Source organism: Nonomuraea sp. NPDC050383 (assembly GCF_044459125.1).
In the GTDB taxonomy this organism is placed as follows: Bacteria; Actinomycetota; Actinomycetes; order Streptosporangiales; family Streptosporangiaceae; genus Nonomuraea.
In genome coordinates this window covers 271,418-287,772 of the sequence record NZ_JBITIP010000003.1, presented here as the reverse complement: position 1 = coordinate 287,772, position 16,355 = coordinate 271,418, and the positions used below count along the sequence as shown (strand labels likewise).

Here is a 16,355-nt window from a genome sequence, read left to right as displayed (position 1 = left end):
GACAGTCCCCGATGAATCGCAACCTCGCGAACTTCCTCGGCACCCGACTCGTTGGACCTGGGAAACCGGCCGTCCCCGACCGAAATGTGGAGGTAAGCAGATGCTGGATTGGGTGACCGACCCTCAGATCTGGATAGGGTTCTTCACCCTTGTCGCTCTGGAGATCGTCCTAGGCATCGACAACATCATCTTCATCTCCATCCTGGCCGGCAAGCTGCCGCCCGAGCAGCGTGACAGGGCCCGCGTGCTCGGTCTCGGGGCGGCCCTGGTCAGCCGGCTGCTCCTGCTGCTGGCGCTGTCGTGGGTGGTTCGGCTGACGGCTCCGCTGTTCGAGGTCTTCGGCCAGGAGATATCCGGGCGCGACCTGATCCTGCTGCTGGGCGGGCTGTTCCTGCTCGCCAAGAGCGTCACCGAGATCGGGCACAGCATGGAGCTGAAGGAGGAGGACGGCAAGAAGCGCGTGGCCACCTCGTTCGTCTCGGTCATCCTGCAGATCATGGTGCTCGACGTGGTGTTCTCGCTGGACTCGGTCATCACCGCCGTCGGCATGGTGGACGAGCTGGGCGTCATGATCGCGGCCGTCATCGTGGCGGTGCTGGTGATGCTGTTCGCCTCGGGACCGATCAGCAGGTTCGTGGACCTGCACCCGAGCATCAAGATGCTGGCCCTGGCGTTCCTCGTGCTGATCGGGGTGGTCCTCGTCGCCGAGGGGCTCGGTCAGCACATCCCGAAGGGCTACATCTACTTCGCCATGGCCTTCTCCGTCATCGTGGAGCTCCTGAACATCAGGATGCGCGGCCGCCACTCCAAGCAGCTCGCGACCTCGGAGGAGCCTCCTAAGATGCAGTAGTGCGCTTTGACCCCCGGAATCCGGATTTCGTCGCCCACCCGTACGGCGTCTACGACGAGCTGCGCCGTACGGACCCGGTGACCTACTACGAGCCCACCGACCAGTGGCTGATCTCCCGGCACGCCGACGTGAACGCCCTGCTCAGAGACCGTCGCCTGGGCCGGACCTACCTTCACGTGGCGACGCACGAGGAGTTCGGCAGGACGCCCGAGCCGGACTTCCAGGAGCCGTTCTGGAGGGTCAGCCGGAACGGCATGCTCGAAGTCGAGCCGCCGCTGCACACCCGGCTGCGGCGGCTCGTGTCCAAGGCGTTCACGCCGCGCATGGTGGAGTCGCTGCGGCCCCGCGTGCGGGCGGTCGCCGGGAGCCTGGTGGACGCGTTCGTGGAGAAGGGCGGCGGCGACCTCATCGCCGAGGTCGCCGAGCCGCTGCCGGTGACGGTCATCGCGGAGATGCTGGGCATCCCCGAGTCGGACCGTCACCTGCTGCGCCCCTGGTCGGCCGACATGTGCGGCATGTACGAGCTCAACCCCACGCCGGAGGCGCAGCACGCGGCGGTGCGCGCGGCCGAGGAGTTCGAGGGCTACCTCAAGGCGCTGGCCCGCGAGCGCGCCGCCGACCCCGGCGACGACCTGATCAGCGCGCTGGCCGGCATCGACGAGCTGACCGAGGACGAGCTGGCCGGCACCTGCGTGCTCCTGCTCAACGCCGGCCACGAGGCCACCGTGAACGGCACGGGCAACGGCTGGTGGTCGCTGTTCCGGCACCCGGACCAGCTCGCCCGGCTGCGCGCGGACCGGTCCCTGCTGCCCACGGCGGTCGAGGAGCTGCTGCGCTACGACACGCCGCTCCAGCTCTTCGAGCGCTGGGTGCTGGAGGACATCAAGGTCCATGGCACGCGCATCCCGCGCGGGTCGGAGGTGGCGCTGCTGTTCGGCTCGGCCAACCGGGACCCTGACGTGTTCGACGACCCGGACCGGCTGGACCTGGGACGGGCCGACAACCCGCACATCTCGTTCGGCGCGGGCATCCACTTCTGCCTGGGGGCTCCGCTGGCCCGCATCGAGATGGTGGAGTCGTTCGGCGCGCTGCTGGACCGCACGACCGAGCTGGAGCTGGTCAGCGAGCCGTCCTGGAAGCCCGGGTACGTCATCCGGGGGCTGCGCTCCCTGGACCTCCGCGCCGCCTGAGCCTTCCCCTCCCGGGCACGTGCGGACGACCCGGTCAGCGGCGCTGGGCGAGCCAGCCGAAGCCACCGAGCCCTCCGGGATCGATCAGCTCGGCCTCCTCCGAGGCGCGCGCCAGCGCCCGGAGGTAGGCACGCGGATCGCGCCGCGCCAGGTCCATCGGCGGACGTGTCCCAGTGATCCCCAATGCCCGCAACGCGGCGCGTTGTGTGGACAAGGTTGTGGATATCGCACCGGCCCGCAGGCCGGCCTCGGCGCACGCGTCGAGCGCGACGTGCGCGGTGATGTCGCATGTGCCGTCGGGGATGGGGGCCACGGCGGCGCCGTCGCGGTAGCCGGTCAGCGTCCCCCGGGGCGGACGGTTATCCACAGGGTGTGCATAATCAACGGCCACCGCCAGACCCCCGGCGAGGCGCCCGACGACCGCCGCCCAGGCGGCGTCACGCGGGTGGCCGATCTCGGCCCGCCACCCCACGCACGGCAGCGGCCACCAGCGTGCCAGCCACGCCTCGTCCTCGGGGCTCACGGGGCCGCCAAGCCGCTCCTCGCCGGTACGGGTGTCCACCATGACCAGCCGCGTCCCCTCCGAGGTCCGCTCGGCCACGTCCACCGGGATGTTGTCGAGCCACTCGTTGGCGATCGCCACGCCCGTGATGACGTCCGGCAGGGCGGAGGTCCAGGTGACAGTGAGTGGCAGGCCGTAGGGCCTGGGGGAGAGGTCGACGGCCGTGACCCGCAGCCGCCGGCGCAGCGACGGGTCCGCCGCTTCCAGCACGTGCCGCACCAGCAGGCCCTCGCCGGCCCCGATGTCGACGAGGTCGAGGACGGGCGGGTGGCCCAGCCCGGCGTCGGTCTCCGTCAGCAGCGCGAGAACCGCGTCGGCGAAGGCGGGGGTGGCGCTGACCGAGGTGCGGAAGTGACCCGAAGGGCGCTCGCGGAGGTAGAAGCCGTCCTCGCCGTAGAGCGCGCGCTCCGTCGCCGCACGCCAGGTGAGCCACATGACTGGACTATCTCATGATCCAGCCGTGGCACGGACGGTCATCGTCACGCTACCGTTTGTCACCGCCTTGCGCTAACCTTTGCCCGTCGCCAGGGCAGCCGTACAAATCCGCGACACGTTCGCGGCGGGGCACGGCGTGCCGCCGGGCGCGGCCGGCACGGAGGAGGGGTCGGAAGCGCGTGGCGGCGCCGGGTGACGCGGAGCTCGGGCGGCCAATGGCGGCCTGCCCGAGCTCCAGTTCCCCGGCCGGCCAGTCGGCGGATGGGCGGCCAGGAGCGCGCACCTCCAAGGGGCTCGCACACCGGCGCGGGTGCCGGGTCCGGTCGGTGATCCGGCGCCCGTGACCGTGCGGGTGGACCCTCTCCTCATCTCTTCCGACAGGAAGTACGCCTCCTTTTGCTTCCCTTGTCCCATTTGTCGCTAACTCAACATGCGGCAAAACCCCGATCACGTAGGCAGTCCCGCACGGCCGTTACGCTGGGCGGCAGGCCATCAGGTCGACAGGGGTGGGAACGCATGAACGCAGGCGATCGCCCGGCACGGCTGGCCGTGGGCGTGCTGGGGGCAGGAAAGGTGGGCTCCGCGCTCGGCGCCGCGCTCGCGCACGCCGGACACCGGATCGTCGCCGCCAGCGGGGTCTCCGACACCTCGCAGCGCTGGGCCGCCGAGCGGCTGGGGCTCAGCCCGTCGCCGCCCGACGAGGTCGTCGCCGCCGGCGAGCTGATCCTGCTCACGGTGCCCGACGACACGCTGCCCGACCTCGTGGCCGGCCTCGCCCAGGCGGGCGTCGACCTGCGCGGCAAGCTGCTCGTCCACACCAGCGGCGCGTACGGGCTGTCCGTGCTGGAGCCGGCCTCCCGGGCCGGCGCGCTGCCGCTCGCGCTGCATCCCGTGATGACCTTCACCGGCCGCGACGACGACCTCAGCCGCATCACCGGCTGCTCGTTCGGCGTGACCGCGCCCGACACGCTCCGGCCCATCGCGGAGGCGCTGGTCATCGAGATGGGCGGCGAGCCCGTCTGGATCGCCGACGCCGACCGGCCCCTCTACCACGCGGCCCTGGCCGGAGCCGCCAACCACATGGTCACGCTCATCGCCGAGTCGTCGGAGCTGCTCGGGCGCATCGGCGTCGACCACCCCGGCAGGATGCTCGGGCCGCTGCTCGGAGCGGCCCTCGACAACGTGCTCCGGCTCGGCATCTCCGGCCTGACCGGGCCGGTCGTCCGCGGCGACGCGGGCACCGTGCGTCGGCACGTCGACGCGCTCATCCTGGCGGCGCCCGAGGCCGCCGACGCCTACGTCGCGCTGGCCAGGCTCACCGCCGACCGCGCACTCGCCGCCGGACTGCTGAAGCCCGAGGAGGCCGAGCGCCTGCTCGACGCGCTCGGAGGGAACATATGGACCTGATCGTCGCCAAGGACCGCCTCGACCTGGTCAAGGCCCGGAGCGACTGGGACGGCGGGGAGAGCGTGGCCCTGGTGCCGACCATGGGCGCGCTGCACGCGGGGCACCGCTCGCTCATCCGGGAGGCCAGGGCGAGGGCGGACCGAGTCGTGGTCAGCATCTTCGTCAATCCGCTCCAATTCGGCCCTAACGAGGATTTTTCGCGTTATCCCCGTACATTCGATGCGGACCTGGAGGTGTGCCGGGCCGAGGGCGCCGCCGTGGTGTTCGCGCCGTCCGTCGAGTCCATGTACGACCCCGAGCGCCAGGTCGGGGTCTCGTCGGGGGCCATGGGCGAGGTCGTCGAGGGCGCCAGCCGGCCCGGTCACTTCGACGGCATGCTCACCGTCGTGCTCAAGCTGTTCAACCTCGTCCAGCCCGACCTCGCCGTCTTCGGGCAGAAGGACGCCCAGCAGCTCGCCCTCATCCGGCGGATGGTGCGCGACCTCGACGTGCCGGTCGAGATCGTGGGCGCGCCGACGGTCCGCGAGCCCGACGGCCTGGCTCTGTCCAGCCGCAACCGCTACCTGTCGGCCGTCGAGCGGGGCTCGGCGCTGGCCCTGTCCCGGGCGCTGCGGGCGGGCGCCGCCGAGACCGCGCCGTCGAAGGTGCTCGCGGCCGCGCGGGCCGTGCTCGACGCCGCCGCCTCCGAGCTCGCGCTGGACTATGTCGTCCTGGTGGACCCGGCCACGTTCACCCCCGTGGACGAGTCGTACAGCGGCGAGGCCGTGCTCGCCGTGGCCGCCAAGGTCGGGAACACCCGCCTGATCGACAACGTGATTCTCACGCTCGACCCCCTTGAGGATCAGATCACCGACTCGTAGCGTCATGGGATGACCGACGACGAGCTACGGGACGAACTTCTCCGCCGGACGCGCGTCGACCGGGAGGCGCGTGACCCCCGCCACGTGTCCGACCCCGGCTGGGCCGACCGGTGCGCCGCCGTGGACGAGGACAACACGGTGTGGCTCATGTCCGTGGTCAGCAGCCAGGGCTGGCCGCTGATCTCGCAGGTGGGCGAGGACGCCGCGCGGGCGGCCTGCCTCCTCGCCGAGCAGGCCGACGCCGCGCCCGAGCTGCAACGCCACTTCCGCGCCGCCATGGCCGACGCCGCCGGACGCGGCGAGGCCCAGCCCGGCCAGCTGGCCGGGCTGGAGGACCGGGTACGGGCGAACCGGCGGCCCTGACCGCCGCCCCCGGAAGGGGTACCCCCGTGGGCGGCGCATCGACGGGGAGGGGTTATCGTCATTCTGACGAAAGCACCTCGAACGAGGAGACCCCATGAGTACCCCGCCGATTCCCCTGCGGTTGACGGCTCCGGCTCCCGGTTGGGAGGTCGAGGCGGACGTGGTCGTCGTCGGCTCCGGCGTCGCCGGCCTCACCGTGGCCCTGCGCCACACCGAGCTCGACCCCGCCGCCAAGGTCCTCGTCGTCACCAAGGACGTCCTGTCCTCCGGCTCCACCCGGTGGGCGCAGGGTGGCATCGCGGCCGTGCTCGATCCCGCCGACACCCCCGAGGAGCACCTGAGCGACACCCTGCTGGCCGGCGTCGGCCTGTGCGACGCGCGGGCCGTCCGGACGCTCGTGACCGAGGGCCCCGGCGCGCTGCGGCGCCTGATGGGGCGCGGCGCGCGGTTCGACCGCACCCCGGACGGCGAGCTCCAGCTCACCCGCGAGGGCGGCCACCGGCGCGACCGCATCGTCCACGCGGGCGGCGACGCCACCGGCGCCGAGGTGCAGCGGGCCCTGGCCGAGGCGGTCCGCGCCGCCTCGATCGAGATCATCGAGCACGCCCTGGTGCTGGACCTGATCAAGGACGCGCGGGGGCGCGCCGCCGGGTTGACGTTGCACGTCATGGGTGAGGGCGCCCGCGACGGGGTGGGCGCCGTGCGGGCCCGGGCCGTGGTGCTGGCCACCGGCGGCATGGGCCAGGTGTACGCGGCCACGACGAACCCCGCCGTCTCCACGGGCGACGGCGTGGCGCTCGCGCTCCGGGCCGGGGCCGTGCTCCGCGACCTGGAGTTCGTCCAGTTCCACCCGACGGTGCTCTGGCTCGGCGAGGGCTCGACGGGCCAGCAGCCGCTGATCTCCGAGGCGGTGCGCGGGGAGGGGGCGTTCCTGGTCGACCACGAGGGCAACGCGTTCATGCGGGGCGTCCACGAGCTGGCCGACCTGGCGCCGCGCGACGTCGTCGCCAAGGCCATCACGCGGACGATGCGCGAGACGGGCCGCGACCACGTGTACCTGGACGGCCGGCACTTCGGCGCGGACAAGTGGGCCACGCGCTTCCCCACCATCGACGCGCTCTGCCGTGAGCACGGGATCGACCCGGCCACCGAGCTGATCCCCGTCGCCCCGGCGGCGCACTACGCCAGCGGCGGCGTCCGTACGGACCTGTCAGGCCGTACGTCCATCGAGGGTCTGTACGCGTGCGGCGAGGTGGCCTGCACGGGCGTGCACGGCGCGAACCGGCTGGCCTCCAACTCGCTGCTGGAGGGCCTGGTCTTCGCCGAGCGCATCGCCGAGGACGTCCACGCCGCCTCCCGCGCCCGCCGGACCGCCGCCGACCCGGCAGAGGGAAGCGGCGCCGACCGGGGCGGGCTGGTGGACCCGCGGGTGCGGGCGCGGATCCAGGCCCACATGAGCCGTGGCTCCGGTGTGCTGCGCGAGCGCGAGGCGCTGGCCGCCACGGCGCGGGCGCTGCGCGACGCCCGCTGGACCCCGGTCCAGGTGGCTCCCTGCACCGAGTCGTGGGAGGCGACGAACCTGCTCACGGTCGCCACCGTGCTCACCGCCGCCGCCGCGGCCCGGCTGGAGACGCGCGGGTCCCACTGGCGTGAGGACTTCCCCGAGCGGGACGACGACGAATGGCTGGGCCACCTGGACGTGACCCTGACCGAGGAGGGCCTGAGGATGACCTACACCCCGCACGCCGACGGGCTGCCGCCGCGCCTGGCGCAGGAGCTGGGCGCCGCCGGGCTCGACCCCGCCGAGGTGGACGCGCTGATCGACCGGGCGCTGGCCGAGGACCTCCAGGAGGCCGGCGACGTGACGAGCCTGGCGACGATCCCGGCGGAGGCCCGCGCCGTGGCCGACGTGGTGGCCCGCGCCGACGGCGTCGTGGCGGGTCTGGCCGCCGCCGAGGCCGTGTTCGTACGGCTGGGCGCCACCCACGCGGAGCGGCGGGCCAAGGACGGCGAGCGGGTGCGCGCGGGCGACGTGCTGATGACCGTGGAGGGCTCGACGAGGGGCCTGCTGACGGCGGAGCGCACCGCGCTGAACCTGCTCACCCACCTGTCCGGGATCGCCACGCTCACCGCGAGGTGGGTGGAGGCGGTCAGCGGCACCAAGGCGCGCGTGCGTGACAGCCGCAAGACGCTGCCGGGCCTGCGCGCGCTGGAGAAGTACGCGGTGCGCTGCGGCGGCGGCGTCAACCACCGGATGTCCCTCTCGGACGCCGCCCTGATCAAGGACAACCACGTGGTGGCCGCGGGCGGGGTCGCCGAGGCGTTCCGTGCGGTCCGCGAGAGGTACCCGGACCTGCCGATCGAGGTGGAGGTGGACCGCCTGGACCAGCTCGGCCCCGTGCTGCAGGAGGGGGCCGAGGAGATCCTGCTGGACAACTTCACTGTCGAAGAGATCGCCATTGCCGTACAAATGGTTCAAAATCGTACGAGCATGGCCCAAAATCGGACGAGTGCGGAAAACACGGCGAGAAGGAACGATCTGGTGAAGCTGGAGGCGAGCGGCGGCCTGACGTTGGATTCGGCGCGTCCTGTGGCCGAAACTGGCGTCGACTACCTTGCGGTGGGAGCGCTCACCCATTCGGCGCCGGCCCTGGACATCGCACTGGACCTACGGGGGTAAACGGATGCTGCTCACGATCGACGTCGGCAACACGCACACGGTGCTCGGTCTGTTCGAGGGCGATGAGGTCATCGAGCACTGGCGGCTCGCCACCGACGCGCGCCGCACCGCCGACGAGATCGCGGTCGTCCTGCAGGGGCTGCTCGCCCAGTCGCCCCTGCTGAAGGGCGCCGACGTGAGCGGCATCGCGATCTGCTCCACGGTCCCGAGCGTGCTCAACGAGATGCGCGAGATGTGCCGCCGCTACTACGGCGACGTGACCGCGGTGATCGTGGAGCCCGGAGTGCGCACGGGCGTGCCGGTGCGCATGGACAACCCCAAGGAGGTCGGCAGCGACCGCATCGTCAACGCGCTCGCGGCCATCGACCAGTACGGCGGCCCGTGCATCATCGTCGACTTCGGCACCGCGACCTCGTTCGACGCGGTGTCGGCCAAGGGCGAGTACGTGGGAGCCGTCACCGCCCCCGGCATCGAGATCTCCGTGGACGCGCTCGCGGCGGCCGGCGCCCAGCTCCACAAGGTCGAGCTGGTCCGCCCCCGGTCGGTCATCGCCAAGAACACCGTCGAGGCCCTGCAGGCCGGCATCATCTACGGCTTCGCCGGCCAGGTGGACGGCATCGTCGAGCGGATGGTCGCCGAGCTGGCCGACGATCCCGACGACGTGACCGTGGTCGCCACCGGCGGGCACGCGGCGCTCGTGGTCAGCGAGTCCCGCTCCATCGACGTGCACGAGCCCTGGCTGACGCTCATCGGCCTGCGGCTCATCTACAACCGCAACACGAGCTGACGCCCCCCGAACACGGACGAGCGGCCCCCGCTCGGGAAGGGGGCCGCTCGGGACGGTGGCGGGCGACGGCTACTCGCTCTCGGCGGTGTAGATGTACTCCCAGGGACCGCACTTCGTCGGGTACGAGCCGTGCTGGCCGGTCTGGCAGACCTTCACCCGCACGCTGGTGGCGTCCTCGGTCTCGAAGTGGAACCTCTTGTAGCCGGGGAAGCCGCAGTACTTCTTGCTGTAGACCTGGGACCACTCGTGGTCGAAGTCGCTCGCCTCGAACTTCACGTACGCGCACTTGCCGCCCTCGTCGTAGTCACGGTCGTCCAGGTCGAACAGCCGGCCCCGGACGTCGACGGAGTTGGACTCCTGCTCGTCGTCCCAGTCGACGCTGATCCGGCCGTCGGCCTTGGCGAGGTGCTGGCGCGAGAACACCGGGCCCCAGGAGTCGCTGTCGTAGTGGGCCGCCGAGGACGCGGAGGACGCGGTCGCGGTGGTGGCACCGGCGGCCGTCGGCAGCGACAGCGCCAGGGCGGTGGTCGCAGCGGCGGCCAGGACACCGGTCGCGATCTGCTTGATCATGATCTCTCCTTGAGCTCTCTCCCTGGGCCGGCTCCCTGCCGAACCCCCCTGAGCTCTTGGGTCATGGGTAACGCGGAGGTCTTGCGGGGGCGTTGCGACGACCCTGCAACGAACCGACGAGCCCTTGCAGTTCGCCATATCCCCTACTCTTTGATGCTGTGAGCGACGAACTTCCCGAGCAGATGCGCATCCGGAGGGAGAAGCTCGACCGCCTTCGCAGCGAAGGCGTCGACCCCTACCCGGTGAGCTTCCCGCGCACGGCGACCAACGCCGAGGTCAGAGCGACACACGAGGGCCTGGAGCCCGACACCGCGACCGGTGAGCAGGTCGCGGTCGCGGGCCGCGTCATGCTCAACCGGATCGGTGGGAAACTCTGCTTCGCCACGCTCCGCGACGGCACCGGCGACCTGCAGGTCATGATCTCCCTCGACCGGGTGGGCGAGGAGTCCCTGGCAGCCTGGAAGCGCGACGTCGACCTGGGCGACCACGTGGGCGTGATCGGCGAGGTCATCACCTCCCGGCGTGGCGAGCTGTCGATCATGGCCGAGAGCTGGCAGATCACCTCCAAGTGCCTGCGCCCGCTCCCGGAGAAGCACATCGGCCTCACCGACCCGGAGGCGCGGGTCCGCCAGCGCTACGTCGACCTCATCGTCAACGACGAGGCGCGGGAGATGGCCCGCATCCGCAGCGCCACCGTGCGCGCGGTGCGCGACTTCTGGCACGAGGAGGGCTACCTCGAGGTCGAGACGCCCATGCTCCAGCCGATCCACGGCGGCGCGACGGCCCGGCCGTTCAAGACCCACATCAACGCCTACAGCATGGAGCTCTACCTTCGCATCGCGATCGAGCTCTACCTCAAGCGGCTCGTCGTCGGCGGCATCGAGAAGGTCTTCGAGATCAACCGCAACTTCCGCAACGAGGGCGCGGACTCCACGCACAACCCCGAGTTCACCATGCTCGAGGCGTACGGCACCTACCTCGACTACAACGACATGGCCGACCTGACCCAGCGGATGTACCAGAAGGCCGTGGTCGCGGCGCTGGGCACCTCGGTGGTCGTGCACGACGGCGTCGAGGTGGACCTGGGCATCCCCGAGTGGCCGCGCGTCACGCTGTACGGCGCCGTGTCGGAGGCGGTGGGCGAGGAGATCACCACCGAGACGCCGATCGAGCGCCTGCGCGACCTGGCGGACAAGCACGACGTCCACCACGACCCCAAGTGGGGTCCCGGCAAGCTGGTCCAGGAGCTGTTCGAGGCGCTCGTGGAGCACACGCTCATCCAGCCGACGTTCGTCATGGACTACCCGCTGGAGACCTCGCCGCTGACCCGTCAGCACCGCGACAACCCGCTGCTGACGGAGAAGTGGGACCTCATCGGGTTCGGCACGGAGCTGGGCACCGCCTACTCCGAGCTCATCGATCCGGTCGAGCAGCGCCGCCGCCTGGTCGAGCAGTCGCTGCTGGCGGCGGGCGGCGACCCGGAGGCCATGCAGCTCGACGAGGACTTCCTGCAGGCCCTGGAGTACGCGATGCCGCCCACCGGCGGCATGGGCGCCGGCATCGACCGGATGATCATGGCGTTCACCGGCAAGAACATCCGCGAGACGATCCTCTTCCCGCTCGTCAAGCCGGCCCACTGAGCCCCGGCCGTGCCGCCGCACCGGCGGCACGGCGAAGGGCCCTGAGAACGGGTCATGCGCAATTGCGGGATCGTGCCGGACCAAATGCGCCGGTGGGCGCCCGCGTCAGGATTCCCGGTGAGGGCCTGTAAGGGCCGCTGTGATCGCGCAGCGTGCCCCGAAGTGCCGACACTCGCCGAGTCCCCCACATACGACGGATCAAGTCAATGACGGCCGTCAAGTGCCACGGATATCGCGCTTGACGGCCTTTCCCGTATGCGTTTAACGTCTGCGGAGCGAACAGCTTTGCACGGGCCGACGACGACTCCGAGACTGCTGTTGGGGGGAGGGCTCCCGATGGATGTGCTCACCGATCAGGTTGAGCTTAGCCACGCCGATCTAGCCTTGCTGGCGGAGCTTGCCAGGGGAGTCACCGTCGATCGGGTGGGCAGGCGCCTCGACATCAGCGGGCGCACCGTGCGCCGTCGGCTGCGCGGCATCTGCGACCGCATCGGGGTCGCCACGGCCATCGAGGCAGTCGCCTGGGCCGCCCGCCGCCAGCTCATCTGAGCGGCCCGTCGAGGGTTCAGTCGGCGACGCGGACGGCGCCCACGAACGGCCGGTTGGCCAGCGACGCCACCCTGACGACGTCACCCGTGCGTGGCGCGTGGACCATCATGTTGCCGCCGATGTAGATGCCGACGTGGTGCAGGTCGCCGTAGAAGAAGACCAGGTCGCCGGGGCGCAGCTCCTCCCTGGAGATGTGCCGGCCGGCGGTCCACTGGCTGCCGGTGTAGTGCGGCAGCGAGATGCCGACCCGCTGGTAGGCGGCCATGACGAGACCGGAGCAGTCGTACGAGCTCGGCCCCTCGGCCCCCCAGACGTACGGCTTGAGCTGCTGTGTGAGCGCCCACCTGGCCGCCTCGGCGGCCTTGCCGGCGCCCGAGATCGGCAGGGCGACGCGGACGGCCGGCGTGCCCGGGCGGCCCGCCTCGCCGATCGCCCGCCTGAACAGGTTGCTCTCCACCTTGGCGACCAGCTTCACGATCTTGTCGCGCTTCGTGTCGAGGTCGGTGACGAGCTTCTCCACCTCGTCGATGTGGGCCTTCGCCTCGGACTGGGCCCGCTTGGCCGTCTCCATGGCCTTGACGACCTGGTTGACCTCGTCGCCGGCCTCCTGGGCCAGCGCGTAGGTGGTGGCGGCCCGGTTGAGGAACGCGCCGGGGTCGCCGTCGTCCATCAGGGCGATGGCGCGGCTGAAGCCGCCGGTCATGTACTCCTGCTGGGCCAGCAGCCTCGTCTTGGCGCGCTTGGCGTCGAGGTCGGCCTGGCTGGTCGCCAGGACCTTCCTGGCCTGCTCGGCGGTCTTGCGGGCGGTCTTGAGCTTCTCCCGCGAGCCGTTGTACTGCTCGCTGAGGGTCTCGATCTGGGTGTGCATCGCCTCGACCCGCTTGGACAGCTCCTTCAGGGAGGGCTCGGGGTCGGCGGCGGCGGACCCGGGCGGGAACGCGAACGCCAGCGCCACGACGGCGGCGCTCAGGACGGCGAAACGGCGCAGGAGCGCCTGTTTCGGAGGGCGGGCATCCAGGCCCGCTCTCGTCCTTCCGCGGCGGCGCGTGCGCTTCACCGACCAGCTCCTCTCTTCGACGCCTACCGGGTTAGCTGACGGGTTCGGGCCGGAGCAGCCCTACCGAGCGTGATGCTCGGATTCACCCCATGTGGTGGCACTGAGAGCTCGCCACCGGCGGGTCCCCGGCTCCCCTGCGGGGATTGGGCGCGTCTCCGCGCGGGGGTCGCGCGGGTGACATCGTCGCTGGACATTAGTGCACCTCGGGTTCGTGCTCAACCAGAACTGCCAACTCTGTAGAGGTATCGCTACCGAAGGGTCACGAGTGGACGATGCGTCACCCGATGCCGGTCCGACTTTATGTCTACTTTGCCATGCCTTGAGCAGTACGTTGCCCGAAGGGAGCGCACGGTAGTGACATGTCGGATGCCGTAGGCGGAGCGGATTTTGGTACGAGCCGTAATGGGATCTGTACTCTGGATGCCCATGGAACAGGTCGCCGAAGTCACCGTGCCTGACACCGAGATCGTGGTGCGCCGCGCCCGCACGTCGGATGTCAGGACGATCAGGCGCCTGGTCGACACCTACGCCGGTGCCGGTCCTCGCCTTCTGGAGAAGGCCACGGTCACCCTGTACGAGGACGTGCAGGAGTTCTGGGTCGCCGAGCGCGGCGGCCAGGTCGTCGGCTGTGGCGCCCTCCATGTGCTCTGGGAGGATCTGGCCGAGATCCGGACCGTCGCCGTGGACCCCGCCTTCCGCGGGCTGGGCATCGGCCACCGGATCGTCGCCGCGCTGACCCGCACGGCGGTGGATCTCGGGCTCAGCCGGGTGTTCTGCCTGACGTTCGAGGTGGACTTCTTCGCCCGCCACGGGTTCCGCCCGATCCAGGGCACCCCGGTCTCCCCGGAGGTCTACGCCGAGCTGCTGGCCTCGTACGACGAGGGTGTGGCGGAGTTCCTCGACCTTGAGCACGTCAAGCCTAACACCCTGGGCAACACCCGCATGCTGCTCCATCTGACATCCGGTGACGCCGACCTTGACCGCTGAGAAAGGTGATTGTTGATACCTATGTCGATACGTTGGGCAGCACAGGCATGTGTCCTGACATGTGCTACATGCACTCTCGAAGCGAGGTGACACGGTGAGCACCGGACAGCCGCCGTATCCACAGGACGAATCCGGCGAGAACGCTGCCGGGAATCCCGAGTACGGACAACACACTCCGAACCGTCCCCACGGTGAGGCCGACCCCGACGCGACGGTGGTGGGTTACCGCGCCGAGGACTACGGTCAGCCCGGCTACGGCCAGCCCCAGCAGGGCTACGGCCAGCCCGGTCAGCCCGGCCAGCCGCAGTACGGGCAGCCGGGCTACGGGCAGCAGGGCCAGTCCCAGCCGGGCTACGGGCAGCCGCAGCAGGGCTACGGGCCCCAGGGTCAGTCGCAGCCCGGCTACGGCCAGCCCCAGCAGGGCTACGGCCAGCCGCAGCAGGGCTATGGGCAGCCCGGCCAGCCGCAGTACGGCCAGCAGCAGCCCTCCCAACCCGACTACGGGCAGCAGCAGTACGGCCAGCAGCCGCCCTCGGGTCAGCAGTACGGCCAGCCCGGCTACGCGCCCCCGCCGCAGCAGGGCTACCAGCAGCAGGGCTACGGCCAGCCAGGCCAGCAGCAGTACGGGCAGCAGCCGCCCTCGCAGCCCGGCTACGGCCAGCCGCAGCAGGGCTACGGGCCCCAGGGGCAGTCGCAGCCCGGCTACGGCCAGCCCCAGCAGGGCTACGGTCAGCAGGGCTACGGCCAGCCCGGTTACGGTGAGCCCGGGTACGGGCAGCCGCAGCAGGGCTACGGCCCGGGGCAGCAGTACGGCCAGCCCGGCTACGGTCAGCCGGGATACGGCCAGCCCTACGGCCAGCCGGTGGGCGTGCAGCCTCCGGGCGCCCCGGCGCCGCTCGCCGAGTGGTGGCAGCGGCTGGTGGCCCGGCTCATCGACTGGGTGATCTTCTTCGTGGTGGGCCTGATCGTCTCGGGCATCCTCGTGGCGCTCCTCGCGGTCAGCTACGACTGGTCCACCGGCAGTTCGTCCGGCCTGCTCAGCGGAACGGCGGTCGGCATCCTGGTCGGCCTCATCCTGACCGCCCTGTACGTCGGCTACGAATTCCTCATGACCAAGATGAGGGGCCAGACCCTCGGCAAGATGGTCATGGGCATCAAGATCGCTCCTGTCGGCGGCCCCGTGCCGCAGGGCGGCCTGCCCACCGACGTCGCGCTCAAGCGGGCCGGCGTGACATGGGGCGGCTATATTCTCGCCGCCTTCCCCATCCCGCTCTCGTCGTTCATCGGCTGGCTTCTGGTGGCCGTGAACGGCGCGTCGCAACTCTGGGACAAGCCGCTGCAGCAGACGTTCGCCGACAAGGTGGCCGGCACCGTGGTGGTCAAGATCAAGTAATCGCGAACCCCAGCAGAGGCCGGCTCCGTGCCGGCCTCTGTTTTGTACCCGGGTACGTGAGGGACCGGGCCGTGGCAATATGAGGCCACGAGTTCGGCGCCGAGGTGGGTTATGGCGGGTGCGCGGCCGGGCGGGACGCCCGCTGAATGGTGGGAACGGCTTGCCACGCGCCTCATTGAGGGCCTCGTGTTCGGGGTCTTCTATTACATTCTGTTCATCGTCCTATGGGCCGCCTTCCGGACTGTCGGCGTGTCCGAGGCGACGGCCGGCCGCCTGCCCGGGGTGGCGGCCTGGTTCCTGGCCGGGCTGGGATATACCGCCTATGAGTGGGTGGCTCTTTCCGGCGCCGGCCGGACGTTCGGCAAGGCGATCATGAAGATTCGGGTGACGCCGCGCGACCTTCCGCGGGCCGCACTGCTGAAACGCGCCCTGGTGTATCCCGGCCCGGTCATGCTGATGGGTATTCCGCTGGTCAATCTGCTGGGCGGAATCTACGTGTTCGCCGTGGGGATGATCATCTTGATCGACAAGCCACTGCAGCGTGGGCCGCATGACCGGCTGGCCGGAACGTTCGTCGTCAAAGATCTTCGTTGAGGGTTCGTACCTGCGGCGATGCCATTCAGCAAAATTTTCCCTTGATCCGGTAAGGAGCCTGGAGAGACTGGCATTAGGCTATGGGGCAACCAGGGCGGCCCGATGTCGGTGGCCCTGTCAGGCGTGGAGCGCTCGCGTACCGCTATGGTCGTGAGCGGATGCCTGAGACCTGGAGCGGCATGAGGCCCGCTCATGCTCCCCGCGCCCGTGGTGCATAAAGGGAGCTCCCTGAAACCCCCGTCCGCTGTGGAGGCGAGGACGAATGCAAGCCGTTACAGACGTATTGTCGGCGCTCATCCCCCCGGTGGTGGTCGGCGGCGCCTTCATCTTTGGCGTCGTGAAGTTGGTGCGGTCGGAGGCGGCCGGGCGCAGGTCAAACCGGCCGGATGAGGCCGAGAACGGCAACTGATCCACACTGAGCGGCTAGTCAG

The 16,355-nt window shown here is 70.6% G+C and carries 15 protein-coding genes and 1 riboswitch; of the genes, 12 read left to right on the top strand and 3 right to left on the bottom strand.

The genetic code is table 11. From position 1 onward, the window contains the following. Positions 1–112 precede the first annotated feature (112 nt). Positions 113–850 carry a TerC family protein gene (locus ACIBG4_RS09610; protein WP_310708043.1) on the top strand — a complete coding sequence of 246 codons (738 nt, stop codon included), beginning with the start codon at positions 113–115 and terminating at the stop codon, positions 848–850. Next, positions 850–2,040: a cytochrome P450 gene (locus tag ACIBG4_RS09605; protein ID WP_397201446.1), complete on the top strand. Its 1,191-nt coding sequence runs from the start codon at positions 850–852 to the stop codon at positions 2,038–2,040. The genes ACIBG4_RS09610 and ACIBG4_RS09605 overlap by 1 nt, the downstream gene beginning before the upstream one ends. A gap of 34 nt (positions 2,041–2,074) precedes the next feature. Here ACIBG4_RS09605 and ACIBG4_RS09600 read toward each other — a convergent pair whose 3' ends face one another. Then, complete coding sequence (locus ACIBG4_RS09600; RefSeq protein WP_397201445.1) at positions 2,075–3,037, bottom strand: SAM-dependent methyltransferase; 963 nt, start codon at positions 3,035–3,037, stop codon at positions 2,075–2,077. Between the two features lie 516 nt (positions 3,038–3,553). On the opposite strand from ACIBG4_RS09600, the gene ACIBG4_RS09595 reads away from it, so the two are divergent. The 5 genes from ACIBG4_RS09595 to ACIBG4_RS09575 all read left to right on the top strand — a co-directional run bounded on the left by ACIBG4_RS09595 (position 3,554) and on the right by ACIBG4_RS09575 (position 9,134). After that, positions 3,554–4,444 carry a Rossmann-like and DUF2520 domain-containing protein gene (locus ACIBG4_RS09595; protein WP_397201444.1) on the top strand — a complete coding sequence of 297 codons (891 nt, stop codon included), beginning with the start codon at positions 3,554–3,556 and terminating at the stop codon, positions 4,442–4,444. Continuing rightward, positions 4,435–5,304, top strand: a complete 870-nt coding sequence (gene panC, locus ACIBG4_RS09590; protein WP_397201443.1) for a pantoate--beta-alanine ligase — start codon at positions 4,435–4,437, stop codon at positions 5,302–5,304. The genes ACIBG4_RS09595 and panC overlap by 10 nt, the downstream gene beginning before the upstream one ends. 9 nt (positions 5,305–5,313) lie before the next feature. After that, positions 5,314–5,667 carry a hypothetical protein gene (locus ACIBG4_RS09585; RefSeq protein ID WP_397201442.1) on the top strand — a complete coding sequence of 118 codons (354 nt, stop codon included), beginning with the start codon at positions 5,314–5,316 and terminating at the stop codon, positions 5,665–5,667. 94 nt (positions 5,668–5,761) lie between these two features. Next, positions 5,762–8,347: an L-aspartate oxidase gene (locus ACIBG4_RS09580; RefSeq protein ID WP_397201441.1), complete on the top strand. Its 2,586-nt coding sequence runs from the start codon at positions 5,762–5,764 to the stop codon at positions 8,345–8,347. A gap of 4 nt (positions 8,348–8,351) precedes the next feature. Beyond that, the gene (locus ACIBG4_RS09575) at positions 8,352–9,134 is read left to right on the top strand and encodes a type III pantothenate kinase (protein ID WP_310708050.1); all 783 of its coding nucleotides are present in this window, start codon (positions 8,352–8,354) and stop codon (positions 9,132–9,134) included. Positions 9,135–9,203: 69 nt separating this feature from the next. On the opposite strand, the gene ACIBG4_RS09570 is transcribed toward ACIBG4_RS09575, so the two are convergent. After that, positions 9,204–9,704: a hypothetical protein gene (locus tag ACIBG4_RS09570; RefSeq protein WP_355437622.1), complete on the bottom strand. Its 501-nt coding sequence runs from the start codon at positions 9,702–9,704 to the stop codon at positions 9,204–9,206. Positions 9,705–9,862: 158 nt separating this feature from the next. Between ACIBG4_RS09570 and lysX the strand changes: the two genes are divergently transcribed. Both lysX and ACIBG4_RS09560 read left to right on the top strand, forming a co-directional pair. After that, positions 9,863–11,344, top strand: a complete 1,482-nt coding sequence (gene lysX, locus ACIBG4_RS09565; protein ID WP_397201439.1) for a bifunctional lysylphosphatidylglycerol synthetase/lysine--tRNA ligase LysX — start codon at positions 9,863–9,865, stop codon at positions 11,342–11,344. A gap of 336 nt (positions 11,345–11,680) precedes the next feature. Next, the gene (locus ACIBG4_RS09560; protein WP_310708054.1) at positions 11,681–11,893 is read left to right on the top strand and encodes a LuxR C-terminal-related transcriptional regulator; all 213 of its coding nucleotides are present in this window, start codon (positions 11,681–11,683) and stop codon (positions 11,891–11,893) included. Positions 11,894–11,909: 16 nt separating this feature from the next. Here the strand turns inward: ACIBG4_RS09560 and ACIBG4_RS09555 are convergent, their stop codons facing one another. Continuing rightward, positions 11,910–12,950 (bottom strand): NlpC/P60 family protein, encoded by a 1,041-nt coding sequence (locus tag ACIBG4_RS09555; protein WP_397201438.1) that lies wholly within the window; start codon positions 12,948–12,950, stop codon positions 11,910–11,912. 5 nt (positions 12,951–12,955) lie between these two features. Then, a riboswitch (cyclic di-AMP (ydaO/yuaA leader) is annotated at positions 12,956–13,110 on the bottom strand. Positions 13,111–13,376: 266 nt separating this feature from the next. Between ACIBG4_RS09555 and ACIBG4_RS09550 the strand changes: the two genes are divergently transcribed. The 3 genes from ACIBG4_RS09550 (at position 13,377) to ACIBG4_RS09540 (ending at position 15,924) form a co-directional block, all read left to right on the top strand. Then, on the top strand, positions 13,377–13,937 hold the full coding sequence (locus ACIBG4_RS09550; RefSeq protein ID WP_355437615.1) for an amino-acid N-acetyltransferase: 561 nt from the start codon (positions 13,377–13,379) through the stop codon (positions 13,935–13,937). Between the two features lie 94 nt (positions 13,938–14,031). After that, the gene (locus tag ACIBG4_RS09545; RefSeq protein ID WP_397201437.1) at positions 14,032–15,330 is read left to right on the top strand and encodes an RDD family protein; all 1,299 of its coding nucleotides are present in this window, start codon (positions 14,032–14,034) and stop codon (positions 15,328–15,330) included. 111 nt (positions 15,331–15,441) lie between these two features. Continuing rightward, on the top strand, positions 15,442–15,924 hold the full coding sequence (locus ACIBG4_RS09540; RefSeq protein ID WP_397201436.1) for an RDD family protein: 483 nt from the start codon (positions 15,442–15,444) through the stop codon (positions 15,922–15,924). Positions 15,925–16,355: the final 431 nt, after the last annotated feature.